21 protein-coding genes are annotated in these 24768 nt (G+C 67.9%); 8 read left to right on the top strand and 13 right to left on the bottom strand.

Features of this window, described 5'->3' with window-relative positions; translation table 11 throughout:
- Positions 1-210: 210 nt before the first annotated feature.
- The gene (locus VGK20_14215) at positions 211-858 is read left to right on the top strand and encodes a glutathione S-transferase family protein (GenBank protein HEY2775198.1); all 648 of its coding nucleotides are present in this window, start codon (positions 211-213) and stop codon (positions 856-858) included.
- Here the strand turns inward: VGK20_14215 and VGK20_14210 are convergent, their stop codons facing one another.
- Entirely contained in the window at positions 859-2760 is a 1902-nt protein-coding gene (locus tag VGK20_14210; GenBank protein ID HEY2775197.1) for a PQQ-dependent sugar dehydrogenase, read from the bottom strand.
- A 346-nt stretch (positions 2761-3106) separates the two neighbouring features.
- Between VGK20_14210 and VGK20_14205 the strand changes: the two genes are divergently transcribed.
- On the top strand, positions 3107-4093 hold the full coding sequence (locus VGK20_14205) for an NAD-dependent epimerase/dehydratase family protein (protein HEY2775196.1): 987 nt from the start codon (positions 3107-3109) through the stop codon (positions 4091-4093).
- Between the two features lie 47 nt (positions 4094-4140).
- Positions 4141-4590 (top strand): nuclear transport factor 2 family protein, encoded by a 450-nt coding sequence (locus tag VGK20_14200; GenBank protein HEY2775195.1) that lies wholly within the window; start codon positions 4141-4143, stop codon positions 4588-4590.
- A gap of 131 nt (positions 4591-4721) precedes the next feature.
- Here VGK20_14200 and VGK20_14195 read toward each other — a convergent pair whose 3' ends face one another.
- The 4 genes from VGK20_14195 to VGK20_14180 form a co-directional block, all read right to left on the bottom strand.
- Positions 4722-5597, bottom strand: coding sequence for a lipid-binding SYLF domain-containing protein (locus VGK20_14195; GenBank protein ID HEY2775194.1), 876 nt, complete (start codon positions 5595-5597; stop codon positions 4722-4724).
- Between the two features lie 74 nt (positions 5598-5671).
- Positions 5672-6274: a TetR/AcrR family transcriptional regulator gene (locus tag VGK20_14190; GenBank protein ID HEY2775193.1), complete on the bottom strand. Its 603-nt coding sequence runs from the start codon at positions 6272-6274 to the stop codon at positions 5672-5674.
- 85 nt (positions 6275-6359) lie between these two features.
- Positions 6360-6953 carry a hypothetical protein gene (locus VGK20_14185; GenBank protein HEY2775192.1) on the bottom strand — a complete coding sequence of 198 codons (594 nt, stop codon included), beginning with the start codon at positions 6951-6953 and terminating at the stop codon, positions 6360-6362.
- Positions 6954-7157: 204 nt separating this feature from the next.
- Entirely contained in the window at positions 7158-7481 is a 324-nt protein-coding gene (locus VGK20_14180) for a hypothetical protein (GenBank protein HEY2775191.1), read from the bottom strand.
- A 345-nt stretch (positions 7482-7826) separates the two neighbouring features.
- Between VGK20_14180 and VGK20_14175 the strand changes: the two genes are divergently transcribed.
- The gene (locus VGK20_14175; GenBank protein ID HEY2775190.1) at positions 7827-12248 is read left to right on the top strand and encodes a DEAD/DEAH box helicase; all 4422 of its coding nucleotides are present in this window, start codon (positions 7827-7829) and stop codon (positions 12246-12248) included.
- Positions 12249-12264: 16 nt separating this feature from the next.
- On the opposite strand, the gene VGK20_14170 is transcribed toward VGK20_14175, so the two are convergent.
- The 4 genes from VGK20_14170 to VGK20_14155 form a co-directional block, all read right to left on the bottom strand.
- Positions 12265-12645 carry a DoxX family protein gene (locus VGK20_14170; GenBank protein ID HEY2775189.1) on the bottom strand — a complete coding sequence of 127 codons (381 nt, stop codon included), beginning with the start codon at positions 12643-12645 and terminating at the stop codon, positions 12265-12267.
- Between the two features lie 21 nt (positions 12646-12666).
- Positions 12667-13005: a 4a-hydroxytetrahydrobiopterin dehydratase gene (locus VGK20_14165; protein HEY2775188.1), complete on the bottom strand. Its 339-nt coding sequence runs from the start codon at positions 13003-13005 to the stop codon at positions 12667-12669.
- Between the two features lie 79 nt (positions 13006-13084).
- Positions 13085-13846, bottom strand: a complete 762-nt coding sequence (locus VGK20_14160; GenBank protein HEY2775187.1) for a glucose 1-dehydrogenase — start codon at positions 13844-13846, stop codon at positions 13085-13087.
- A 5-nt stretch (positions 13847-13851) separates the two neighbouring features.
- Complete coding sequence (locus VGK20_14155) at positions 13852-14562, bottom strand: HEAT repeat domain-containing protein (protein ID HEY2775186.1); 711 nt, start codon at positions 14560-14562, stop codon at positions 13852-13854.
- Positions 14563-14749: 187 nt separating this feature from the next.
- On the opposite strand from VGK20_14155, the gene VGK20_14150 reads away from it, so the two are divergent.
- From VGK20_14150 to VGK20_14140, 3 genes are read left to right on the top strand one after another with little or no spacing between them, the layout of a single operon-like run.
- Positions 14750-17176: a hypothetical protein gene (locus tag VGK20_14150; protein HEY2775185.1), complete on the top strand. Its 2427-nt coding sequence runs from the start codon at positions 14750-14752 to the stop codon at positions 17174-17176.
- A 38-nt stretch (positions 17177-17214) separates the two neighbouring features.
- Positions 17215-17478: a hypothetical protein gene (locus VGK20_14145; GenBank protein ID HEY2775184.1), complete on the top strand. Its 264-nt coding sequence runs from the start codon at positions 17215-17217 to the stop codon at positions 17476-17478.
- Positions 17475-18155, top strand: a complete 681-nt coding sequence (locus tag VGK20_14140) for a nitroreductase family protein (GenBank protein HEY2775183.1) — start codon at positions 17475-17477, stop codon at positions 18153-18155. The genes VGK20_14145 and VGK20_14140 overlap by 4 nt, the downstream gene beginning before the upstream one ends.
- Here the strand turns inward: VGK20_14140 and VGK20_14135 are convergent.
- Positions 18118-18879 carry a crotonase/enoyl-CoA hydratase family protein gene (locus tag VGK20_14135; protein HEY2775182.1) on the bottom strand — a complete coding sequence of 254 codons (762 nt, stop codon included), beginning with the start codon at positions 18877-18879 and terminating at the stop codon, positions 18118-18120. The two genes, VGK20_14140 and VGK20_14135, sit on opposite strands and share 38 nt — an antisense overlap.
- Positions 18880-19080: 201 nt before the next feature.
- Between VGK20_14135 and VGK20_14130 the strand changes: the two genes are divergently transcribed.
- Positions 19081-21060, top strand: coding sequence for an ATP-binding protein (locus tag VGK20_14130; protein HEY2775181.1), 1980 nt, complete (start codon positions 19081-19083; stop codon positions 21058-21060).
- A 27-nt stretch (positions 21061-21087) separates the two neighbouring features.
- On the opposite strand, the gene VGK20_14125 is transcribed toward VGK20_14130, so the two are convergent.
- The 3 genes from VGK20_14125 to VGK20_14115 all read right to left on the bottom strand — a co-directional run bounded on the left by VGK20_14125 (position 21088) and on the right by VGK20_14115 (position 24500).
- Complete coding sequence (locus VGK20_14125) at positions 21088-21780, bottom strand: transglutaminase-like domain-containing protein (GenBank protein HEY2775180.1); 693 nt, start codon at positions 21778-21780, stop codon at positions 21088-21090.
- Between the two features lie 125 nt (positions 21781-21905).
- Entirely contained in the window at positions 21906-23078 is a 1173-nt protein-coding gene (locus VGK20_14120) for an acetyl-CoA acetyltransferase (protein ID HEY2775179.1), read from the bottom strand.
- Between the two features lie 12 nt (positions 23079-23090).
- Entirely contained in the window at positions 23091-24500 is a 1410-nt protein-coding gene (locus VGK20_14115) for an OB-fold domain-containing protein (GenBank protein ID HEY2775178.1), read from the bottom strand.
- Between the last annotated feature and the right edge of the window lie 268 nt (positions 24501-24768).

Raw genomic sequence — 24768 nt, 5'->3', positions numbered from 1 at the left:
CTGGTGACGCTGCCCACTTCACGGCGCCGAAACGGCCCCGCCGACGTTGACTTGCGAAAGACGCTGTCGCTACAAGCCCACGCTGGTCCGGACAACGACCTTCCGGACTCGGGACAGCGCGCGAGCTCGCGAGCAATCTGCGCGATCTGCGCGATCTGCGCTATCTGAAGCGATGAGAACCTGCCGGTCAGCAGGGAGGAGAGAACGAGCATGAGAAAGGTACACGGCGTAGGGGCTTCCCCGTTCGTCCGCAAGGTGCGCGTCGCGCTTGCCGAAAAAGGGCTCGACTACGAGCTGGAGCCGGTCTTCCCGTTCGGCGTCAGCGCCGATTTCCGCAAGATCAGCCCTCTCGGCAAGATCCCGGTGCTGCAGGAAGACGACTACTACCTGCCCGACTCCTCGGCCATCCTCGACTACCTCGAGACCGCGTATCCCTCGCCGTCGCTCTATCCGAAGGACGCGCGCGACCGCGGGCGTGCCGTGTTCCTCGAAGAATACGCCGACGGCGGGATCTCGGCGAAAATGACCGGCGCGATCTTTTTCCAGCGCGTCGTGGGACCTCGCTTCATGGGCCAGCCGACCGACGAAGCGGTCGTGAAGAAGGCCATCGACGAGGACGCCCCGCAGGTCAACGAATACCTCGAGGCACAGCTTGCCGGCGGCCAGCAGTTCTTCGTCAACGGAGCGCTTTCCATCGCCGACATCGCGGTGACCAGCCAGTACGTGAACCTCGCGCACGCCGGCTACACGGTCGACGCCGCGCGCTGGCCGAACCTGGCCGCCTACCTCGACCGCATGATAAGCCGCCCGTCTTTCGCCGGCCTGATCGCCGAGGAGAAAGCGCTCTTCGGCGGCTGATCAGTGGTGCACGATGCGGTACACTCCGGTGAACGCATCGACGATGTAGACTTCGCCGCGCGCGTCTTCGCCGAACGAGACCACTGCCGCGAAGCTCGCGCCGGTGGACGTCAGGTCGCTCGTGCGATCCTGGAAGGCCGTCGCCGCGCCGCCGGCGATCCTGATCGTATCGATGAACTCGCGCTCGGAATCCGAGAAGAAATACGTTCCGCGAAGATCCGGCATCGCGCAGCCGCGATAGACGAAGCCGCCGGTGATCGCGGCGCTGCTGCCGGAGTGGTCGTACGTGTAGATCGGGAACGTGAACCCCGCCGGCGGCGGGCACGGCGGGCTGTAGCACTGGTTTCCTTCGAACAGGTTCCAGCCGTAGTTCTCGCCGCCCGCATCGCCCGCCGGCTGGAAGTCGATTTCCTCTTCGGTGTCCTGGCCGACGTCGCCGATCACGAGGTCGCCGGTGGAACGGTCGAAGCTGAAGCGCCACGGATTGCGCGTGCCCTTGGCCCAGATGAGCTGGAGCGGATCGCTGCCGTCGGTGTAGTGGGGATTGGTCGCCGGCACCGCGTAGTACGGCGGAGAGTCCACGTGCACGTCGAAACGCAGCATCTTGCCGAGAAGCGTCGTATCGCTCTGCCCGTTGCCGAAAGGATCGCCGCCGCTCCCACCGTCTCCCATCCCGCAATACAGGTATCCGTCGGGACCGAACGCGAGCTGGCCGCCGTTGTGGTTCGAGAACGGCTGCGTGATCACGATCAGGATCTTGGCCGTGGAAGGGTCGGCAACGTTCGGATCACCGCTGCTGGTCTCGTAGCGTGCGATCGTCGTGTCGCCGCTGTTGTTCGTGTAGTCGATGTAGAAGCGGTGGTTGGTGCGGTAGTCGGGGTCGAACGCCATGCTGAGCAGCCCGCGCTCGCCGTCGGTCGTCGTCATCGTGTGGATGTCGAGGAACGGCGTCGGACGAACCGAATCGTCGGCAAGATTGACGATGCGGATGTAGCCCTCGCGCTCGACGACGAACAGTCGCGACGGGTCGAGCGGCGGCGCGGTCGCATGGATCGGGAACGAGAAGCTCGCGACGAACTCGGCCGTGACGCCGGTGCCCGAAGACGTAGGGATTCCGGCGCAGATCGCGCTCGCGTTCTCGAGCTGGCACGTCGCGGAGCACCCGTCGCCGTTCGTGTTGTTGTTGTCGTCGCACTGCTCGGGCGCCTCGACGGTGCCGTTGCCGCAGTTCGCAGGAATCACGCAGGCGCAGGCGGCCGAACAGAGGCCCGGGCACGCCGCATCGTCGGCCGCCTCGCACTGCTGGGTCGGTCCGGTGATCCCGTCGCCGCAAACCGGCGACAGCGTCGCGACCTCGCCGCGTACGCCGCTTTCGCCGAGTCCCTCGATCAAGTCCGAGTCGCCGACGGCGGTGCAGCCGCCGTGATTGTCGGCCTTGGAGAACACGGACGTGAGCTTTTCGCTCGTCGCGCCGAGGCAATCGATCGACGGGCCGCTGCTTTGCAGCGCGCCCTTGGAGTAGCATGACAAGCGGCCGCCGTACTGCTTGCCGGCAGCCTTCATCTTGGTCGCCGCGCACTGGCGCGCGGCATCGTTGTCATCGGGAGCCAGCGCCGAGACGATCGCCTGCACGTCATTGCCGACGGCCGTTGCGATCGTTCCCGAATCGCTGCTGGTCACGCAGCCGCCGGCGGTCTCGGCCTTGCCGAACGACGTCGTGAGCTTGCCAGACGCCTTCGACGTGCAGTCGATGCTGACGGTCGTATTGGCGCGGGTTGCGGCCGACTGGCATTGCAGCAGCCCGAGCCCGTAACGTCCGGCCGCTTTTTCCTTGGCGCCGGCGCAGCGATCGGCAGCGGTGTCCGCCAGCGCCGACGTCGCGTCGCCCAGGGTCACAAGCATGGCAATGGCTGCCAGAGTCCGTGCAGCCGCTCTTCCAGCGTTTCGACCAGGTCCCGTCATGGTGTTCTCCCCGTGGTGCGCCGGGCAGGGCGCACGGCAGCATGATAGAGCGCCGTCGAGCGGTCGGCCAGACCTTTCCCGCCGGCGATCCCGGCCCGGCCCGGCCGGTTCCCGCTCCAGGGTTCACCGCACGCTTTCGTGCCCGCTTGCCTTTCCGCCTGCTTTTCCCGCTGCTTTTCCCGCCTCCTTTCTCGCTTCCTTTCTCGCTTCCTTTCTCGCTTCCTTGGCGCCGTGCTACGTAGCGGCCGGCCGGCGGGCCCGAGCCGCGGCCGCAAAGGAACATGCGATGGCCGAAGTTTTGCTGACCGGTGCTACGGGCCTGCTGGGCAACGCGATTGCGCGGCTGCTCGTCGCCGACGGTCGCACGGTGCGCGCGCTGGTGCGCTCCCCCGCCCGCGCCTGGGCCGTCGTTCCGGAGGCCTGCGAGCTCGTTGCCGGCGACGTTACCGACGCGAGCTCTGTGCTCGAAGCGACGCGCGGCTGCAGCGTCGTCTACCACGCGTCGGGCCTGCCCGAGCAGTGGCTTGCCGACGAGCGCGAGTTCGATCGTGTCAACGTCGACGGCACGCGCAACATCATCGCTGCGGCGAAGGCGTGCTCGGTGCGCCGCCTCGTCTACGCGAGCACGATCGACGTGTTCCGCTTTCCGCCGCCGGGCCGCCCTTTCGACGAGAGTGAGATCGACGCGTCACCGAAGGCCACGGCGTACGAAAGATCCAAGCAGGTCGCCGATCGCCTCGTCACCGACGAAGTCACCAGAGGCCTTCCGGCAGTGTTCCTGCATCCATCGGGAATCTACGGGCCGGGACCGCTGACTTCGCCCGGCACCAATCACCTCATTGCCGACCTCGTGCGCGGCAAGGTTCCGATGCTGCTTCCCGGCGCGATCCCGATGGTGTTCAGCGATGACGTCGCCCGCGGGCATCTGCTTGCCGAGCAGCACGCCGAGATCGGTGCGCGTTACATTCTGAGCGAATCGACGCTGTCGCTGACGGAGATCGCCGCGGCCGTGCGCGCCGCGACCGGCGGCGCCAGTCGCGTGCCGCCGGTGATGCCGGTCGGGGTGGCGAGCATCGTCGCCGCCGTCGGCGAATTCGTCTCCGGATGGACGGGCCGGCTGCCGCTCTTGCCGCGAGGCCAGCTCACGTTCCTTCAGTACGGCGCCGTGCCCGCGGCGGACAAGGCGCGGAGGGAGCTCGGCTGGAATCCCCGTCCATTTTCACAGGGCCTGGCCGAAACACTGGATTTCCTGCGCTCGAGCGGGCGCATCTGACCTGCCTGATCCTGCCGCGGAGTGGCCGCAACACGAGGAGAGCGCCGATGGATTCGCCGAACGACAACAAGCAGGTCGTGCGCCGCTATTTTGCAGCGGTCGATGCGGGGGACATGCAGACGATCACTTCGCTGCTCGACGAGAGCGCGAGCTTCTGGGTGCCGCCGTCGCTGCCCGACGGAGTGGTGTTTCGCGGACGCGACAACGTGCTCAAGCTGTTCACGCAGTCGGTGGGGCTCTACGACACCAGTGCGGGCCTCACGGTGCAGATCCACACGCTGACAGCCGACGAAGACCGCGTGGCAGCCGAGCTGCAGATCCGCGGCCGGGCGGCCGCAGGCGGCGAAGACTACGAGAACTGGTACCACTTCCTGTTCCGGATCCGCGACGGCCGCATCATCGAGATCCGCGAGCACCTCGATTCGCTCTATGCATATCGAAAGCTGTTCATCCCCGCCGGCATCACCGAAAGGAGCCACTGCAGCTGGTTGCCCTGATGACAGCTATGTTATGGGGTCAGGCACCAGAGGAATGGGGTCAGGCACCAGACGTTCATTGGAGCAGCAGCAGCCACAGTGAATGCAGGTGCCGCACCGCGCGCCTGGTGCCTGACCCCACCCTGACCCCATCAGCGCGGATAGGCTGATCCGGGATCGATCGGCTGGGGAGGGCCGATGAACGTCTCGCCGGGCACCGGGGCGGGAACCGGCGCGGCGGCCGAAGGGCCGTGCACGGTCGGCGCAGTCGCCGACGCCGCGCTTCGCGCCGCGACCGGAGCGTCACCGCGCATCGTCGCGACGCGCGATCCGGGCAGGGAGCTCAAAAAACTCCACGCCGACTTCGGTACGCTGGTGACCTTGCCGTCGAACAGGATTCCCGTCGTCGTGTAGCGCTGCCCGTAATAGGCATCGGTATCCTCGCGCTGCACGCCGAGGTAGCCGCCGGCCAGCGAAATGCCGAGAAACAGCCCGCGCGAGCGGGCATACGAGTAGATCGCCGCACGGAAGCGGCCATCGGTACCGGCCGCCGTCTCGCGTCCTACCGGCCCGGCCGCCACTCCCGCCTCGCCGGAAAGGCTGACCCGGTTCGTGAGCAGCGACCGCACGCTGTCGGTCGTCATGAAGAACAGCACGATGTCGGTCGAGCTGGCGCCGAACTGAAGGCCGAAGCTGCCTCCGGTCATCATCACGTGCACCGGCGGGCTCCATTCTCCGCTGCGCGTCCGGCACGACAGGATCCCGCGACCGTAGCGGCCGCCGAAGATCCACGCCGCCTTGAGGACGTTCGGAACCACCGCGACGCAGCGGCTGCGTGCGATCAGGTCGTCGGGAATCTGGCGGTCGGGAGTGTCACGCAGCTCGCGGAAGACCTGAGAGGCGTGCTCGACCCTGTCGTCCAGCTCGGCGCGGCTCGTGGCGGCAGGCGACGACGCCGCCGGAAGGGCCGTCGACAGAACGGTTCCAAGGACAAGGATGGGAAGAACGCGGATCGGCGTGAACTGCATCGCAACCTCGGCGGCCGGGCAAAAAGTACGTCGAGTATACCGCTGCCGTGGCGAGGCGAGGAAGGCGTTGTGCTTCACTTTTCGAGGATCGCTGCCTCCAGAGCCAGTACGCTGCCCACCCGCGCGAGGAAACCTTCGCGATCGACTTCCTCGTCGAAATTGAGCTGTCCGTCGATGAACAGGGACGCCAGTCCGTGAACCAGTCCCCACGCCCTCATCGCCCGCATGTCGATCTGTTCGGCCGGGAAAAGACCTGCTCCAGCGCATCGCTGCAGCGTGTCCCGGAGCGAATCGAACGCCGCGCGCGCCGCCTTGTTCAGGTCTTCGTACAAACGTTTGTCGGGAATCTCCGGCCCGAACATCACGCGGTAGTGCGCGGGATTGCCGACCGCGTAGCCGACGTAGGCCATGCCGTGACGCCAGAACCGTGCGACGACGTCGTGTCCCGCTTCTGCCAGGGCCTCGTCGCAGGCCCTTTGCAGCGCGAGGAATCCTTCCTCGGCCACGGCGGCCAGCAGTTCCCTCTTGTCGGCGAAATGACGGTACGGCGCAGCGACCGACACACCTGCGCGGCGCGCCGCCCCCCGGAGCGTCAGGTGGGCGGGACCGCCTTCTGCCAGAAGCTCGAGGGCTCCCTGCAAAAGCGCGCGACGCAGGTCTCCGTGGTGATAGGCCATCGAAAAACGAGACGGGGGGAGCGTTTTGCTCCCCCCGTCTTCGATCCGAGGCAGGCGGTGCAGTCGCCTGCCGACGCCGGGCGTCCTACTTGTGGAAGCCGAGCATGAATCCGAACGTCAGCAGGTGGTCGCCTCCGTCCACGTTGATGTACTTGTAGTCGGCCCTCAGCTCGAGGTCCATGTTGTTGCGAATGAGGAAATCGATCGGGACGGCGTAGAGCACGCCGCCGCCGCCGGCGACGTTGTCGCCGTGGCCGGAGAATACCGGTCCCACCTGGCCGAACAGCGAGAATCCTGCGCCGACGGGCAGGATCGGCATCACGCCGAGATACAAACCGTCCAGGTGTCCCGAATTGTCGCTTTGTGCCGGGTTATGGCGAGCCTCGCCGACGCTCCAGTACTCGAGTTGCAGCCCGCCGTACTTGATCAGCCTGGCCAGCGCCTGCACGCCCCAGCCCATGTTCGAGCGGCTACCGACGGCATTGGCGCCGCTGCCGGTCGACTCCTGCTCTCCCCAGCCGATAGTGGAGCCGGCGTAGATCGTCGGGTGGAACGGCTTCACCTCTGTGGTCGTGGTCTCGGTCGTCGTCGTTTCCGCCGCCGTCGCCCATACTGCACTCGCCAACACGAGGCCGGTGGCCACCGCGATTGCCCGGGATGCCGGGATCAGTCTCGTCATCTGCTTGGTCTCCTTCTTTCGGTCTTCCAGGTGCACCCGTGGTTCACGGGTGCACCACCCTCAGCATGCGGGAATCTAGAAGCGCTCCCGACCCGTCACAATCACTTCGTGCACGGCCCTCGGCCCGAGGTGCCGGCAGCTGCTGTCCCGGTGCCGGTTTCTCATCCAAACGGCCTGGCGGCCTCGGCCGGCCCGGCGAGCGGCCTAGCGTGCGCCCTTTTTGGCAGTGGCTTTCTTCTTCTTCGACGGCTTCTTTGCCGCGGCCTTGCCGGCCTTTGCCGCTTTGGCGGAGACTTTCGAAGTCTTGCGCGCCGTCTTGCGAGCCGCCTTCTTGCCGCCCTTGGCACCGGCCGCGAGGTAACGGCGAAGCTCCCCGGCCGCCTTCTCGAGCTGGGCCGCGATCGCCGACAGGCCCTGGAGGAACTGGCGCAGCGCGCTGTCGAGATCGGGACCGACCGTGACGTTGCCCGCCCTCTTGCGAATGTCGTCACCCAGCGTGCGGGCGCCTCGCTCCAGCTCAGTGATCATCTTTCGGATTCGATCTACGGGTTTGACTGCCATGGCTCGTCCTTTTGTTGCGTCCTTTTTAAGGGGGTATCCGGCGACAACCGGCAACGGGCGGGCCCATGCCCGACGCATACCGTCATTGTGCCCGTCGATGGGGGCACGAGTCCAGCCCTGCGGCCGTGCCCACTTCGCAGTCACGCAGATCAGGCCGGCGGCAAGGTGATCAAAGCCATGCCGATCGCCCGGCGGTCCGGGCTGGCCCCCGGCCGCTGACGACCGACCGGGCCGGGCGATCCGGCCCCGCCCGCACGCCACCGGGCACAGCGGTCCCCGCTTTTGCGGCGTGGATCGGATAAAAGGCCCGAAGTGCAGGATCTCGGCTTCCACCCTCTCGTGCGCGACTGGTTCGAGCAGTCGTTCCGCGCGCCGACGGCGGTCCAGAAGGAGGGCTGGCGCAGCATCGCCGCCGGACGCGACACGCTCGTTGCCGCCCCTACCGGCTCGGGCAAGACGCTGGCGGCGTTCCTGTGGTCGCTCGACGAGCTGGTGCGCGAAGCGGGCGACGGCTCGCTCGCCGACACGATCCACACGCTTTACGTCTCGCCGCTGAAAGCTCTCGGCAACGACATCGAGAAAAACCTCGCGGTGCCGCTGGCCGGCATCCGCGCGCTTGCCAAAGAGCGCGGCGAGCCTCTCGGCGAGATCCGCGTCGCCGTGCGAAGCGGCGACACCTCGCAGCGCGAGCGCGCGATGCAGCTGCGCCATCCGCCGCACATCCTGATCACGACTCCCGAGTCGCTGTTCATCCTGCTGACAGCCGAGCGCAGCCGCCGCCTGCTGGCCGGCATCCGTCGCGTCATCGTCGACGAGATCCACGCGATCGCGCAGGACAAGCGCGGTCTCCACCTCGCGCTGTCGCTCGAGCGCCTCGACCGCGAAGCCGGTCGCCCCGTTGCACGCATCGGCCTTTCCGCAACGCAAAAGCCGATCGACGAGATCGCGCGGCTGCTCGTCGGCGCCGGACGCCTCGACGGCGACGGCAACGCGATCTGCACGATCGTCGACAGCGGCCATCGCCGCCCGCTCGACCTGCGCGTGGAAATCCCCGATTTCGAGCTGGGACCCGTTGCGACCCACGAGCTCGCGGCGGCGATTCACGATCGCATCGCGACACTGGCCGGCGAGCACCGCTCACTGATCGTGTTCGTCAATACCAGGCGCATGGTCGAGCGCGTCGCGCATGCGCTCGGCGAGAGGCTCGGCAAGGAGAAAGTGGCGGCGCACCACGGCAGCCTCTCGCGCGAGGCGCGGCTGGAGGCCGAGCAGAAACTGAAATCCGGCGAAGTGCCCGTGGTGGTCGCGACCGCATCCCTCGAGCTCGGCATCGACGTTGGTCACGTCGACCTCGTGTGCCATCTCGGTGTTGCGCGCAGGATCGCGACGTTCCTCCAGCGTGTCGGTCGCGCCGGGCACTGGCTCGGTGCGGTGCCGCGTGCCGTCGTGTTCCCCGGAACACGCGATGAGCTGCTGCAGGCCGCGGCAACGGTCCGTGCGACGCTTGCCGGAGAGCTCGACGCGATCCAGCTGCCGCGCCCGGCGCGCGACGTTCTCGCGCAGCACATCGTCTCGATTGCCGCCGCCTGCGAGATCGGCGTCGACGAGCTGTTCACGCTGGTGACTCGCGCGTTCGTCTATCGCGATTTCCCGCGCAGCGAGTTCGATGCCATCGTCGAGATGCTTTCCGAAGGCGTCAGCGCCAGGCGCGGACGGCGCGGCGCTCATCTGCACTTCGACCGCGTCGGCGGGGTGATCCGCGCGCGTCGCGGCGCCCGCCTCGCTGCGATCACGTCGGGCGGCGCGATCCCCGACACTGCCGACTACGACGTCGTGCTCGAGCCCGACGGCACCCTGCTCGGCAAGGTCAACGAGGATTTCGCGGTCGAGAGCCTGGCAGGCGACATCATCCAGCTCGGCAACCATTCGTGGCGGGTGCGCCGCGTCGAGACGGGACGAATGAGGGTCGAAGACGCGGGAGTGACGCCGCCGACGATCCCTTTCTGGCTCGGCGAAGGCCCCGGACGCTCGATCGAGCTGTCCACTGCCGTCGGCGATCTGCGCCGCGAGATCGCCGCGCGCCGCCACGACGTCGAGGGCGCGGTGCGCTGGCTCGTCGCCGAGACCCGGGTATCGCGCGAGGGCGCGATCCAGCTCGTCGCGTACGTGCGCGACGGCATTGCCTCGCTCGGCGCCGTGCCCGCGCCCGACACGATCATCGCCGAGCGCTTTTTCGACGAAGCAGGCGGCATGCAGCTCGTGCTGCACGCCCCGTTCGGCGCGCGCATCAATCGCGCGTTCGGGCTGGCGCTGCGCAAGCGCTTCTGCGTTTCGTTCGATTTCGAGCTGCAGGCCGCCGCGACCGATGACGGCATCCTGATTTCGCTCGGTGAGCAGCACAGCTTTCCGCTGGAGTCGGTGTTCCGTTTCGTCAGGCCGGCCACGTTCCGTGACGACCTCGTTCAGGCCGCGCTGCAGTCGCCGATGTTCACGAACCGCTGGCGCTGGAACGCCTCGCGCGCGCTGGTGCTGCTGCGATTCCGCGGCGGCCGCAAGGTGCCGGTCGCGTTGCAGCGCATGCAGGCAGAGGACCTGCTGGCCGCCGTCTTTCCCGAGCAGGCCGGCTGCCAGGACAATCACCCGGGCCGCATCGAGCCGCCGTCGCATCCGCTGGTCGACGAGACGATCGACGATTGCCTGTACGAGGCGATGGACACCGAAGGTCTCGCGCAGGTGCTTGCAGCCATCGACGACGGGAGGATCCGCACGATCGCCGTCGAGACGCCCGCGCCGTCGCCCTTCGCGCACGAGCTGCTCGGCGCGGGGCCTTACGCCTTTCTCGACGACGCGCCGCTCGAGGAACGCCGCGCTCGCGCCGTGAGCCTTCGACGGACCGATGCCGTCTCTACGGGCGACATCGGCGCTCTGGATCGCGCCGCCATCGACGAGGTGCGGCGCCAGGCGTGGCCCCAGGCGAGGACGGCCGACGAAGTGCACGATGCGCTGCTGACGCTCGGGCTGGTTCCGATTCGGGATGCGCTTGCGTGGAGCGCGCACATCGAAACGCTGATCGCATCGCGGCGCGCGACTCGACTGGTTGCAGGAGGGCGCGAGGCAGCCGTCGTTGCCACGGAATACGTTCGCGCGATTCGCATGCTGTTCCCCGCGGCGCACGTCGAACCGGAAGTTCCGGATATTTCGATCCCCTCCCGCGGCGGTGCCCTCGACGAAGAGCAGGCGGCTCTCGACGTGGTGCGCGGGTGGATGGACAGCGTCGGCCCAGCCACTGCTGCCGCCCTCGCCGCACGAATCGGCCTTGCGCCGGAGCGCGTCGATGCGGCCCTTGCGCGCCTGGAATCCCAAGGCTGCGTGTTGCAGGGAAGTTTCACCGACGAGGCGCCCGGGGAAATCGAGTGGTGCGAGCGCGGCCTGCTGGCGCGAATCCACCGCCTGACTATCGGGCGCCTGCGAAGCGAGATCGAGCCGGTGTCCTCCGCCGATTTCGTGCGCTTCCTGCTGCGCTGGCAGCACGTGCACGACAACTCGCAGCTGCACGGCCGCGATGGCGTGCGCAGCATCGTCGCCCAGCTTTCGGGCCTGGAGCTGCCGGCGACGGCGTGGGAGCGCGACGTGCTGCCGGCGCGCATCGACAATTACGACGGCGCCGATCTCGAGCAGCTGTGCCTGAGCGGAGAAGTCGCGTGGGGTCGCCTGGCACCGAGCCTGTCTGACGAAGACGACGAAGCTGCAGTCGCGCGCCGGCGTCGCACGCGGGGACCGACGCGCTCTGCGCCGATCGCGTTCTGCCTGCGCAGCGTGCTCGAGGATCTTCTCCAGCCGGTCGCGCCGGGCGTGAGCCTCGAAGATTCGCTTACGGCCGCCGGCTGCGCCGTCTTGCGCGCGCTCGAGGCCCGCGGTGCATCCTTCCTCGCCGATCTTTCGCGGGCCACGGGCAAGCTCGCGGCCGAAGTCGAAGACGCGCTGTGGGAGCTGGTTGCCTGCGGGCTGGTGACCGGCGACGGCATCGCGGGCCTGCGTGCCCTGCTGCAGCGCGACGACCGGCGAAAAGCGCGCACGACCAATGTCGGCGCAGCCGCGGCAAGCCTCGGACTTTCCGGCGGCGCGCGCCCGCGCGCCGGTGCCGGCGGCGCGCGCGCGCGCGCCGTTGCCGGCACCCGCCTTCGCGCCATTTCCGGCCGCAGCAGCCGGCGCCTGCTGCCGACCGGGCGCTGGTCGCTGCTGCGCGCGGGCCTGGAGCCTGTCGCGGCCGACGACGAGACCGACGCGCGCACCGCCACGCGTCTGCTGCATCGCTACGGTGTCGTCTTCCGCGACGTGGTCCTTCGCGAGCGGGGACTACCGCCGTGGCGTCGCATCCTGTGGGCGCTGCGCCGAATGGAAGCGCGAGGCGTCGTGCGTGGCGGCCGCTTCGTTGCCGGCTTCGTCGGTGAGCAGTTCGCGCTGCCTCATGCGGTCGAGGCGCTGCGAGCGGTGCGGCGCGAGGACGGCTCCGCCGAAATCGCGGTCGTCTCGGCGGCAGACCCGCTCAATCTTCTCGGGACGATCGTGCCGGGCGCGCGCCTCTCACCCACCAGCTCGGCGGTCATCGCCTACCGCGGCGGCAGCGTCATCGAGGTCGGAGAGCTCGGCGAAGTGCGAAGCCGCCTGCAGTCCTTCGGCGGACGTTTTGCCGAAGGAGCAGCGTCGCGGCGCCGGGGTCCGGCAAGAACATGAATCGTGCGAAGTGCGACTACTGGAGCACCTGCAACGCGACGAGCGTCAGCAGGAAGTACGGCACGAGCACGGCCGCTCCCGCGTAGTCCTTGGCGACACGCTGGCCGAGGAACAGCATCACGATCGTGACGCCCGCGACAATCGCGCCCGCGTAGGCAAAGCTTCGTCCTCCCCACAGCAGCAGCGCGACGGTGCCGAGCCCGCTCAGCGTTCCGGCAAGGATTTCGAAGACGGTGACCACCGTCAGCATCAATTCCACCTGGCCGGCCAGCGGGGAAGCCTGAAAATGTTCGCGCAACCACGCTGCGTTCCCGTCGCGATCGATCAGCTTGTCGAGGCCCGACTGCAGGAAAAGCACGGCCAGGAAAGCCGCGGTCAGAAGCTGGATCCAGTGCATCGCCGTCGTCGTCTCCTTTTCTCAGTGGTGCCCGGCCTGGGCTTCGTCGATTTTGGCCGCGACGATGAAATCGTTCTCGGTCAGCCCCCGCGCCGCGTGCGTCCACAGCTCGACCGCCACTTTTCCCCATCCGAGCGTGATGTCGGGATGATGGTTTTCGGCCTCGGCAATCGCCCCGATGCGATTGACCAGCGCGAGGGCCGACGCGAAGTCGGGCAGTTTCCACTGCTTGACCAGACGGGGCCCCGGCTCGAGCTGCCAGCCGTCCAGATCGCGCACCAGCGCAGTCGCTTCGGGAATGGTCAGCGACGGCATCCCGTCGTGGCACGGCGTGCAGCGCTTCTGCGAAAGGCGAGTCATGGCGTCCCTTCCTGCGCGAGAAACTGCCCCGCTGCAAGCAGTGCGCCGCAGCGGCTGCGCACGAGGCCGCGTCGCACGATCACACCTGCCCTCCGTCGACCCGGATCACCGCGCCGGTGGTAAAGCTGGACGCGTTCGAGGCGAGGTACAGCGCCGTTCCGACGATTTCGTCGGGCCGCCCGGCCCGCCGCAGTGCCGAGCGCGCCGCCAGGACCGCTTCGACGCCTTCCGGCCACGCCTTCGAGATGTCGGTGAGAAAGGGCCCGGCCTGGATCGCGTTGACGCGAACCGTCGGTCCGAACGCGTGAGCGAATGCGACGGTGATCGCATGGAGACCGGCCTTGGCAGCGGCGTAAGGCGTTTCCGTCGGTGTCGGCCGCTCGGCCGCGATGCTGCCGATGTTGATGATCGATCCTCCGCCTGCGGCCTGCATCCGCGTGCCGACGAGAGCCGAAAGGCGGAACGGCCCCTTCAGGTTGACGGCGAGCACCTTGTCCCACAGCTCTTCGCTGACTGCGTCGAGTGACGGATAAAGCGGCGACATTCCGGCGTTGTTCACGAGCACGTCGACACGGCCGAACTTCGAGTACGCCGCGTCCACCAGCGAGTCGACGTCCTTCCAGATGCCGACGTGGCAGGCGTGGGCAAGCGCGCGGCGACCGAGAGCCTCGATCTCGCGCGCCGTGGCCACGCAAGCGTCGAGCTTGCGGCTCGCGACGACGACGTCGGCGCCGGCCTCGGCCATCGCAAGCGCCATCTCCCGCCCGAGCCCGCGGCTTGCGCCGGTGACGACGGCGACTTTGCCGCTGAGGTCGAACAGACCACGCACGGATCGGGGCATCGCCGTCACTCCTTGCCGGTGCTCGAAGGTGCAGGATTGGTGAGCCGGCGCTCGAGGATCGCGCAGGCGGCGCGCCGGACGTTCGGGTACGGATCCGAAGAGGCGATTCGCTCGACTCCCGCGATGGTTTCCTGCGAGCGATCCGCGATGCGGCCGAGACACGCCAGCGCGGCGAGCCGCACGTAGCGGTCGTCGTCGTCGAGTCCGTGGCGGAAGAGCGCCGCGTCGGTGCAACCGCTGTCGCACAGGCACAGCAGCGCCATCTTGCGCACGGCCGGCGCCCCGGTGCGCGAAAGCCCGGCGAGCCTTCGCGCCAGACCCTCGGAGACACGCGCGCGCGGGCTGACGATCGAAGAGGCAGCCCAGCGAACATCGCCGTCGCTGTCGCCGAGAGCCGCGACCGCCGCGTCGACGACGCGATCGTCGCAGAGGCCGGCTCGGGCAAGAGCAAACGCTGCGCCCCAGCGCGCCGCGGGTTGCCCTTCGAGCTGGGCCGCGACCGGCGATGCCTCGATCCGTTTCGCCTGCAGCAGCCGCGCAACGAGAACGGCAGCCTCGCGCCGTGCCGGTTTGGCCGGATGCGACAGGGCTTCGATGACCAGCGTCTGTTGCGCTGCATCCAGGCGGCCATCCGCTGCATCGATGGCCGCCAGCGCCGCGAGCAAATGCGCCTCGTCGTCGTGCAGCTCGCGGCTTTTGCCGGGGATCGTGGTCACGAGCGTCTCTTAGCGTCGGCGCAGCGTCGAGGCCAAGCCGCTGACCCCGTGCCAGGCTCGAACGAACCTGCGGGCTCCGCTACATTGGCAAGCTGCGGACAGGCTCGCTGCGTGCCTGTCTTTTCCCTTGACGAAGCGCAATCGAGCCCGACGAAGCCCCACCGAGTCCCACGGAGCCGACCCACCCTTGCACCCGCCCGACCAAGACGACTGCCCGTCGCTGCGCCAGCTCGCTGCCGGCATTTTCCTGCTTTCGTACGGGGTGCTCTCGATCGAGATCGCGTTCACGCGCATTTTCTCGATGGCGATCTCGTACCACTTCGCTTACGTGACGATCGCCACGGCGCTGCTCGGCTTCGGCAGCGCCGGCTCGCTGCTGGCCGTGTCTCGCCCCGCATCGAGCATCCGCCGGCGACTCGTTGTCAGCGGCGCGCTTGCCGGCCTTGCAGCGATTGCAGCTCTCGCATTCAGCTCGGTCGTGCGCCTCGACCCTGCCGTCTTCGGCAACGACGCCGCGGCAATCGTCACGCTGACGCTGTACGGAGCGGTGATCACCGTTCCGTTCTTCTTCGCCGGTGCCGGAGTCGTCACCGTACTTTCGGCCATGCACTCGCGCGTCGGGATCCTGTACGGCCTGGATCTTGCCGGGGCGGCGCTCGGCTGCGCGCTGTCGGTACCGGTGATCTGGGCAGTCGGCACGCCGGCCGCCGTGGTTCTCGGTGCCGCGGCGATGGCCGCAAGCGGCCTTCCGTACGTACGCGGCAGGCGGCAACTGGCGCTGGTCTCGCTGGCGTCGGCCGCGGTCGCACTCACCGGCGGCGCGCTCGTCGATCGTTACGGACCGTTTCCTCCTTCTCCGGAAAAATTCCTCGCCCAGTTCCTCGCCTCGCCCGGATCGCATCATCTCTTCGAGCGCTGGACCCCGATCAATCGCGTCGACGCCGTCGGCTGGGACAGGACCGAGACGAGTTGGGCGGGCAGCTACGCGCTGTCGGGTGCAGGCAAAGGCTCGACCGCGCGTGCGCCCGAGTTCCGCATGGTCGGCTACGACGGCGGATCCTTCGCCGTGATGTACCAGTGGGACGGCAAGGATGAGTCCCTCGACATGTTCCGGCACCACCTGATGGCCGCCCCGTACCGGATCATGAAGTCGCCGGAGACGCTCGTCATCGGCCTCGGGGGCGGCGCGGACGCGCTGGCCGGCATCGCCAACGGCGCGGGGCCCATGACCGGCCTCGAGCTGAACCCGGTTACCATCGAGCTCGGCCGCGACCGGTTTCGCGATTTCAACGGCGATCTTTTCCGCTCGCCGCGCCTGACGGTGGTCAACGCCGAAGCGCGACACTGGATCGAAGCCAACCGCGAACGAAAGTTCGACCTGATCGAGCTCAACAGCATCGACACCTTGTCGGCACTGTCATCCGGCGCCTACGTGCTCGCCGAAAGCTACCTGTACACGACCGACGCGTTCACGCGCTATCTCGAGCAGCTGAAACCGGGGGGAACGTTCGCGCTGTTCTCGTTCGACAACTTCGGCGTGGCGGCTCCGACGTACATCATCCTGCGCTTTGCGACGACGATCGAGCGCGCGCTGGCGGCAACAGGCGCCAAAGACCCGAAGTCGCAGATGGTGATCCTCGCAAGCGCCGGCACGACGCCGCTCGTGACGACGCTGGTCAAGCGCGAGCCTTTTACGGCCACGGAGCTCTCCGCGCTCGAATCGTTCGCGGCCGCCGAGGGGTTTTCGTTCTGGCACGAGCCGGGCGCGCGCGAGCCGCACAAGGTATCCGAGTTCCTCGCGCTCGATGCCGAAGGCCAGCAGTCGTTCATCGCCAACCATTACCTGCGCCTGGATCCGGTGGCGGATTCGAGCCCCTTTTTCTTCAATTTCTACACGTGGAAGGGCCTCGTGTTCCCGCGCGCCGACGACGCGCGCACGACGCCGGCCACCGGCCAGAGGATCCTGCTGGTGATGCTCGTCGAATCGATCGTCGTGTCGCTCGCGATGATCGTGTGGCCGCTGACGCGCCTGCGAGGCAGTCGCGCCGTGCGCAAACCGTTCGGACTGATCCTCTATTTTTCCGCTCTCGGTCTCGGCTTCATGCTGCTCGAGATCACGCTGCTGCAGCGCTTCGTGCTGTTCCTCGGCTATCCGACCTACTCGCTGTCGGTCGTGATGTGCTCGCTGCTGGTCTCGGCCGGGGCCGGAAGCATGCTGTCCGAACGACTCCCGCTGCCGGCACGCACGGCGATCCTCGTCCAGGTTTCGCTGCTCGTCGTGCTGGTCGGACTGTTCGACCAGGTGGCCTCGAGCCTGATCTCCGCGAACCTCAGCGCCTCGCTTGCCACCCGCATCGCGATCTCGGTCGCGCTGCTCGCGCCGCTGGGCCTGGTGCTGGGAACCTTCTTCCCGACCGGAATCCGCATCGTCGCGGCCATCGACGAGCGCCTGATCCCGTGGGCGTGGGCCGTCAACGGCTGCACGACCGTGATCGGCACCGTCGTCGCGATCGTGCTGGCGATGACGTACGGCTTTCCGTTCGTCGCGGCCTGGGCGACGCTGGTCTACGTGATCGGCGCGGCCGGGCTGCTGCTGACGGAGCGCGCGGCGTAAGTTGCCGGGCGGCAGGGCCGCCGCTATGGTGCGCGCCGATGAGCCGCGCCGGTATCGTTGGACTCGTGCTGAGCCTTGCCGGGCTCGGCTGGATTCTCGCAGGCAGCATGTCGGCGGGCGAGCATACCTGCGACGTCTGCATGGCCTACAACGGCCGCTCCCAGTGCCGCTCGGTCGCCGCTGCAACCGTCGAGCTCGCGCGCGAAGGCGCGATCACCAACGCCTGCGCGTACATTTCCGGCGGCGTCACCGACTCGATGGCCTGCCACCGCGTGCCGCCGGCCAGCGAGAAGTGCCAGTGAGCAGGTCCGTTCCCGATCCGGAGACCATCGGCGAGGACGTTCCTCTTCTCGAAGGGATCCGCACGACGCGCGCCATCCGGCGCCTGAAACCCGATCCCGTGCCGCGCGAGCTCATCCGCAAGGTTTGCGAGGCCGGCACCTTCGCGCCGAGCGGCGGCAACCGCCAGCCGTGGATCTTCATCGCCGTGACCGAGCCGCAGCGGCGCGCGTGGATCGCCGAGCGCTACCGCGCCGCCTTTTCGGCGTACATCGCGCCTGCCGTCGAAGCGGCGCGCGATCCATCGTACGCGCCGGCCAAACGGCGCAACATGGAATCGGCGATCTGGCTCGCCGAGCATTTCCACGAAGTGCCGGTGCACCTGGTCGTCGCGGGCTGGACGCGCCGCGGTCACGCGCAGTATCAGGCGCTGTTCCCCGCGATCCAGAACATCCTGCTGGCGTGTCGTGCCGTGGGGCTCGGAGCGTGCCTTACGATGATGCAGCTCGCGTTCCACGACGAGCTCGACCGCTGGCTGGGCCTCGCGCCTTCGCAGCCGTCGGCAGCGCTGATCCCGATCGGCTGGCCGCTGCAGCCCTACAGGAGACCGCAGCGGCGCAGCATCGATACGTGCCTGCACTGGGAGAACATCGATCCCGGCGTCACTTCCCTTTCCACACCGGCGGCCGCTTCTCGATAAAAGCCTTCGGTCCTTCCCAGAAGTCCTCGGTCGCAGCCAGGTTCATCATCGCTTCGGTCGAGCGGCGGAACGCGGCCTCGTCGCCGGCCATCGCGGTCTCGCGCATCACGCGCAGGCTTTCGCGCACGGCAAGCGGTGCGTTCTTGCAGATCAGTCCGGCAAGCTCGACGGCCTGGTCCACGGCCTGGCCCGGATCGCACAGCGTGTTCACCATGCCGTAGCGCGCGCACTCTTCGGCCGAGATCGGCTCGCCGGTGGCGATCATCCACGTTGCGACGTTGCGCGGCAGCACGCGCGGCAGACGGAACAAGGCGCCGGCTGCGGCAGCCAGCGAACGCTTGACCTCGGGCACGCCGAAGCGGGCTTCGCGGCTGGCGACGATGAGATCGCAGGCAAGGCAGATCTCGCAGCCGCCGGCCAGCGCGGGGCCGTCCACGGCTGCGATCACCGGCTTGCTGCGCTCGCGCGCGACAAAGCCTGCGAATCCGCCTTTTGCCGTGGCAAGGTCGGCGGCCTGTCCCGAGTTGATCGCCTTGAGGTCGGCCCCGGCGCAGAACACCGGGCCCTTTCCCGTCAGCACGCCGACCCACAACGAATCGTCGGACTCGAGCCGGTCGATCGCGGCTTCGATGCCGCTTGCGACGGCGCCGTTGACGGCGTTGCGAGCTTCGGGGCGGTTGATGGAGATGACGGCGATGTTGCCGCGAGTTTCGAAGTCGATCACGTTGCGGGCCTCCGCATGGCGAGATGTCCCGCCGCCGGCGGGCGAGCACTGCTTGCCCATGCGGGGGCTGGTGTCAATGCGGCTGCCGATCGAGCGCGGCACCCTGGACGACACGCGATCCACGGACTGGGCGCGACGCCGCGGCTCGTCTGAGTGACGCCGGAACGCTACGCTCGGGCGATTCATGGTAGGAGGACACCGATGATCCGCACGTTCGAGGATGCCGTCGCGTTCGCCTGCTCGACCGATGGCGAGGCGGCAGCGCTCATCGTGGTCGACTGGACCGGCGTGCGGTCCTTGTTCGATCGCGAAGACTTCTGGGACGACGACCGGTTCGAGGCGTGGCTCCGATCGGTGCCCGAACGCTCCGATCTCCTGCCGCCGATGCTCTTCGTGCGTTACGCGACAGCGGCCGCGGAAGCGATCTTCCGGACCAGCGATCTTGCGGTGATCACCGAGAGATTCCGCATCGGCCTCGGGATGATTCCCGGCGGCGGCCTTTTCGGGCTGCGCGAGTTCCAGAACGGGGGCAGGTACGAGGCTGCTGCTCCGGCCGCGGTCTTCGACGAGCGAACGGTAAGCGGCGTGCGCCTGCATCGCCCTTCACGCGAAGAGCCTTACTCGATCATGATCCTTCGGTCGGTCGAAACCACGGCGGCTCGGCGACTGCGTCGCAGCGAGGCCCGTTACGAAGCGATCGTGCGCGACCAGACCGATTTCATCGTGCGCTACACGATCGACGGTGTCCGCACGTTCGTGAACCAGGCGTACGCCGATTTTTTCGGCGGCAGGCCCGACGACCATATCGGTACGAACTTTTTCGACCTCATCGCCGAAGAGTTCCGTCAAGGAGTGCGCGAGAAGATCCAGCGCCTCGTTTCGAGAGAAGTCGAGGTGCTCGTCGACGAACACCTTTCGCGGCGCCACGACGGCGTGCTGTGCTGGACCCACTGGGTCGATCGCGGGATCTTCGACGAGGACGGCAGCCTGGTCGAGGTGCAGGCCGTCGGCCGCGACGTCAGCGAGCAGAAAGAGGCCGAGCGTCGCAGGATCCTGCTCGAGCAGCGCCTCGCGCAGTCCCAGAAGCTCGAAGCGCTCGGCACGCTGGCCGGCGGACTCGCGCACGACTTCAACAACTCGCTGACCGGGATCCTCGGTTATACGGATCTGCTGCGCCTGCCGACGACGAGCCGGCAGCAGGTTGCCGAGTACGCCGATTCCATCCGCCAGGCAGCTGAGCAAGCCTCCGAGCTCACGCGCCGCCTCCTGCAGCTCAGCCGCCGGTCGCCGGCGAGGTTGGCCAGGTGCGATCTCGTCGAGATCGTCGAGACGACCGCCCGGCTCCTGCGTGCATCCGTCCCGTCGCGGATGTCGGTCCGGGTCGCGAGCGAGAAGCTGCCGGCGGTGCTCGCCGACGCCGGCCAGCTCACGCAGGCGATTCTCAACCTGGGGCTCAACGCGCGCGACGCCATCGCGGCGGACGGCAGCATCGAGATCCGCGCCTGGGAGAAGCCGTCAAACGGCCGTTCGATGATCGTCCTGAGTGTCCGCGACGACGGCGTGGGCATTGCCGAAAACGTGCGCGGCCGGCTTTTCGAGCCGTTCTTCACGACCAAATCCGAAGGGGGCGGAACCGGCCTCGGTCTCGCGATGGTGTATGCATGCGCGACCGCCCACGGGGGAACGGTCGAGATCAGCTCCGAAGTCGGCAGCGGGACGACGGTCGAGCTTCACCTGCCGCTTGCCGTCAGCACGGAGACGTCTGCCGCCCGCGCCGACTTTCGCGGCACCGAGACCATTCTTCTCGTCGACGACGAGCCGATGGTCGTGCTGCGCTGCCGCCAGAACCTGGAGCGCAGCGGCTATCGCATCGTCACGGCCGCCAGCGGCAACGAGGCGTTCGAACGGTTTCGCGAACACACCGGCGACATCGATGCGGTGGTCACCGACCTCGTGATGTCCGGCGGCAACGGCCGCGAGCTCGAGCAACGCCTGCACGCCGAGCAACCCGAACTGCCGATCGTGCTGATGACCGGGGGGCTCGTCGACCGAGGCAGCGGCCGGTTTGCCGCGGTGCTGGAGAAGCCGTTTTCGGATGACGAACTTCTGCGGACGCTGCGTACGGCGCTCGACGCGAGCGAAGTCGACGCACGCCCGCGCCCGGCGGGAGAGCCGCTCTGAGCGGCGCGGCGCGCCGCAAGCGTGCCGCTACTGAACGAGCGCCGCGGAGCTGTGCTCGCGGGCCAGCTCGAGGCCGTGCGACATCGCGATCACCGTCGCAAGTGCGCCTTCGTTGCCGGTCTGCGTGTAGTGGCGCCTCAGGTTGTTGAGCATGCGCGCGAGCATCTGCGAGCGGCCCACCGGCGCCAGGAACTCGTCCCTCCACGCATCGGGCCCGAGGCCCTGGCGACGCAGCAGCTCGAGAAGACCCGGGCGGTCGAGCACCAGTCCCTTGCGGAAAACGTCGAGGTAACGCTGGCTCTGCGGATGACAGACCAGGAAATGGCCCGGAAAGCCGATGCCGACGACGCGGACGCCGGCGCCGCGCGCGGCTTCGAGCAGCACCATCGCCAGCGTGATCGGAATGCCGCGGCGCCGCTCGATCACGTCGCTCAGAAAACTGTTGCGCGGATCGTAGTAGTTCTCGCGGTCGCCGTCGAAGCCCCGTTCCTCGAAGACGACGTCGAGCACCGGCTCGAGCGGATCGGAGCCCGTGTATGCGTCTGCCGCTGCCCGCGCCTCGTGGCGCAGCGCAGTGAGCTCGTCGAGCCAAAGGTCCATGTCCAGGGTGGGGTAAGCGATGCGGGCGATCGCCAGGGCCGCCGCGGGCAGATGGATGTCCTCGTCAGCGCGGCTGACAAGGTCGACGAAAAGATTGACGGTATCCTGATGAGCGGACACCGGTGGTCCTCCGGGATTTCTCAATTGGAAAGGCCACGCCCCGACGGGCGTGGCCCCCTCGAAAGCATTAAGGGTCTTCCCGGCGCTGACAACAAGAGGGGCCGCAGGGAAAGCTGAAACGGCGATCAGAGACCGACGACCGACACGAAGCTCACGCAGCGGCCCGGCGCTCCCCCGAGGTTGTGGGTAAGTCCCAGCTTCGGATTGGAAATCTGCCGCGGCCCGGCCTCTCCGCGAAGCTGCAGCCACATTTCGTACATCATCCTCAGGCCCGAGGCGCCGATCGGATGGCCGAAAGATTTCAGCCCCCCGTCCGGATTGACCGGAAGGCGGCCGCCGAGGTCGAAGGCACCGGCGAGGACGTCGCGCCAGGCGCCGCCTCGTTCGGCAAAGCCCAGGTCCTCGTAGAGAACCAGCTCGGTGGGCGTGAAGCAGTCGTGGACCTCGGCCATCGAAATTTCTTCGGCCGGGTTCTTCACGCCGGCCTGCGAGTAGGCGTCCCGGGCAGAGGCCACGACTTCGGGGAAGGTCGTGAAGTCGTAGTCCTGGGACAGGGGACCGGCGGCCGGTCCGGCGATGAACGACAGCGCCTTGATGAAAATCGGCTTGTCCGTGTACTTGTGCGCGTCCTCGGCCCTCACGACGATCGCCGCCGCCGAGCCGTCGCTCACTCCCGAGCAGTCCATGATGCCGAGAGGATCGGCCACGCGCGGCGAGTTGCGGATCTGCTCCATCGGCACTTCCTTGCGGAACTGGGCCTTCGGATTCTTCGCGCCGTTCGAATGGTTCTTGAACGCGATGCGCGAAAGCACTTCCTTGCCGGTCTCGTCGTCGAGGCCGTACTTCTTGAAGTAGGCAGGGGCCAGCAGCGAGAACTGCGCGGGAGCGGTCATCGCCGGATGCGTCCCGTCGCTCGGAGGCGGCGTGACGACGAGGCCCGAAAAACCCGAATCCTTGAGCTTCTCGACTCCAATTGCCATCACGCAATCGTAAGCGCCCGAGGCCACCGCGTACGCTGCATTGCGCAGCGCCTCGCTGCCGGTGGCGCAGTAATTCTCGACGTGGGTGACCGGCTTGTAGTTGATCTTGAGCGGTTCCGACAGCGTCAGTCCCGAAAGGTTCCCCATCGTGCCGAGCCAGTACGCATCGATCTTGTCGGCGTCGATTCCGGCCGAAGCCTGCGCGGACTCTGCCGCCTCGATCAGCAGGTCGTCGAGGCCGCGGTTCCAGTGCTCGCCGAACGACGTGCAGCCCATGCCGACGATTGCCACGCGGTCGCGGATTCCGTTGCTCGCCATATGCTTCCCTCTTCAGCGCGCCGGGCGCCCTTTCCAGAAGTAGTTGTGTACTGCGTCGGCGGTGAACAGCCGCCGGAACGTCATCTCGACGGGATCGCCGATCGCGACTTTGGCCGGCTCGACGTCGGTGAGCTCGCTCTGCACGCGTCCGCCTCCCTCGAAATCGATCACCGCGACGACCATCGGCGGCTGCGGCGTGAACGCCAGGCGGTCCACGGCAAACGTCTTGATCGTGGCCTTGCCGTCGGCGAACGAAACGTCGCGCATCTTGTGCGAAGCGCGGCACGCGACGCAAACCTCCTGCGGAGGAAGGTGGCGGGCGCCGCAGGCGGTGCACTCGCTGCCGACGAGCGCGAACTTCCAGCGGTGGCTGCGAAGAGACGGCGGCCCGGCCGGCCGCTGGGGATCCGGTCGCCGCGGCGGCTCGGTCTCCAGGATGCCGCGCCACTTGAGGAAGCGCGTGTACGGCAAATCGGCGCGCTTGGAGTCGACCCAGCGGTCCACGGTGCGTTCGGGCCGCCCGTCCGCGATGAGGCCGGTGGCGCGCAGCAGCATCGCATCGACACCGTCGGAAGCCGCGATCACGGCGATCCTGTCGCCGGGTCTGGCCTTCTCCAGCGCGGTCGCGAGCATCAGCCCCACCTGGGCGGCGCCGGCGTGCCCGATCGTGTCGAGGCGCGCATCGATGATCTTTTCGGCGGGAATTCCGGCCTGCGCGAGAAAACCGGCGCTGGCACGGGCGTTGGGCGCGTCGACGACGAACCACGCGATGTCGGCGGGAGAAACCTTGGCCGAAGCGAGAAGGTTTTTTGCGGCGTCTGCCAGCAGCGGCCCCCAACCCTGGGTCAGCGAAAAGCGCTCCTCCCAGGTTTTCGAATACCGCTGTCCCGCCACGCGCCAGCTGCTGAGGAACTCGAGGGTCCCGCTCCAGGTGGCTTCCACCTGCGCGATGACGTCGCTCGTGCCGAACAGGAACGCGGCCGCGCCGTCGCCGCCGCTGCTCTCGGCGCTTCCCTCGGGGGCACCGATGCGGATGTCGGCCATCGTCGCCAGCGCCTGTCCGCCGGCCACTGCGGCGTCATGCGCCGCGAGCAACGAGCCGGCTCCGGCGCGGATCGAGCACGAGATGTCGAGACAGCGCACGGCAGCAGGAAGATCGAGCGCCGCATGGATCGTCGCGGAATTGAGCTTCTCGACGTAAGGCGGCTCCGTCGTCGCGAAGTACAGTGCCTTGACCCCGGCCGTATCGCGCCTGCGAACACAATCGCGCGCGGCTTCGACCGCCATCGTCACCGTGTCTTCGTCGTAGGAGGCAACCGAACGCTCGCCCTTGCCGCCGCCGGTGCCGAGCGCCTGCGCAATGGTCTTGCGCGCGATGCGGTGGAAGGGAACGTAGCTTGCGAACGAAACGATACCAGCCATCGTGATCCTCGTCGCGAAAAGAAAAGTGGGTGCCCCCGCCTTCTACTTCCCGTAACGAGCGACCCGGGCAAACCGCACGAACGCGTGGGGCGGAGCGCGCAGCGCGATCGCGGCCGAGGACGTAGCAGGCGCGGGCATTGCCTACGCGCAAACCTCCGCGCCGCCGGGCGGGCGCAGGCCTTGCCCGTGCGAGCGGCTCCGCAGGCCGCATTGACGCGCGAAGCGCGTACCGCGATCGCGGCCGAGGACGTAGCGAGCGCGGGCAAGG

It is taken from the genome of Candidatus Binatia bacterium (assembly GCA_036493895.1).
Taxonomy (GTDB): Bacteria; Desulfobacterota; Binatia; order UBA1149; family CAITLU01; genus DATNBU01.
Note: the sequence above shows the minus strand (reverse complement) of the source record. Positions and strands in the feature narration are given on the sequence as shown.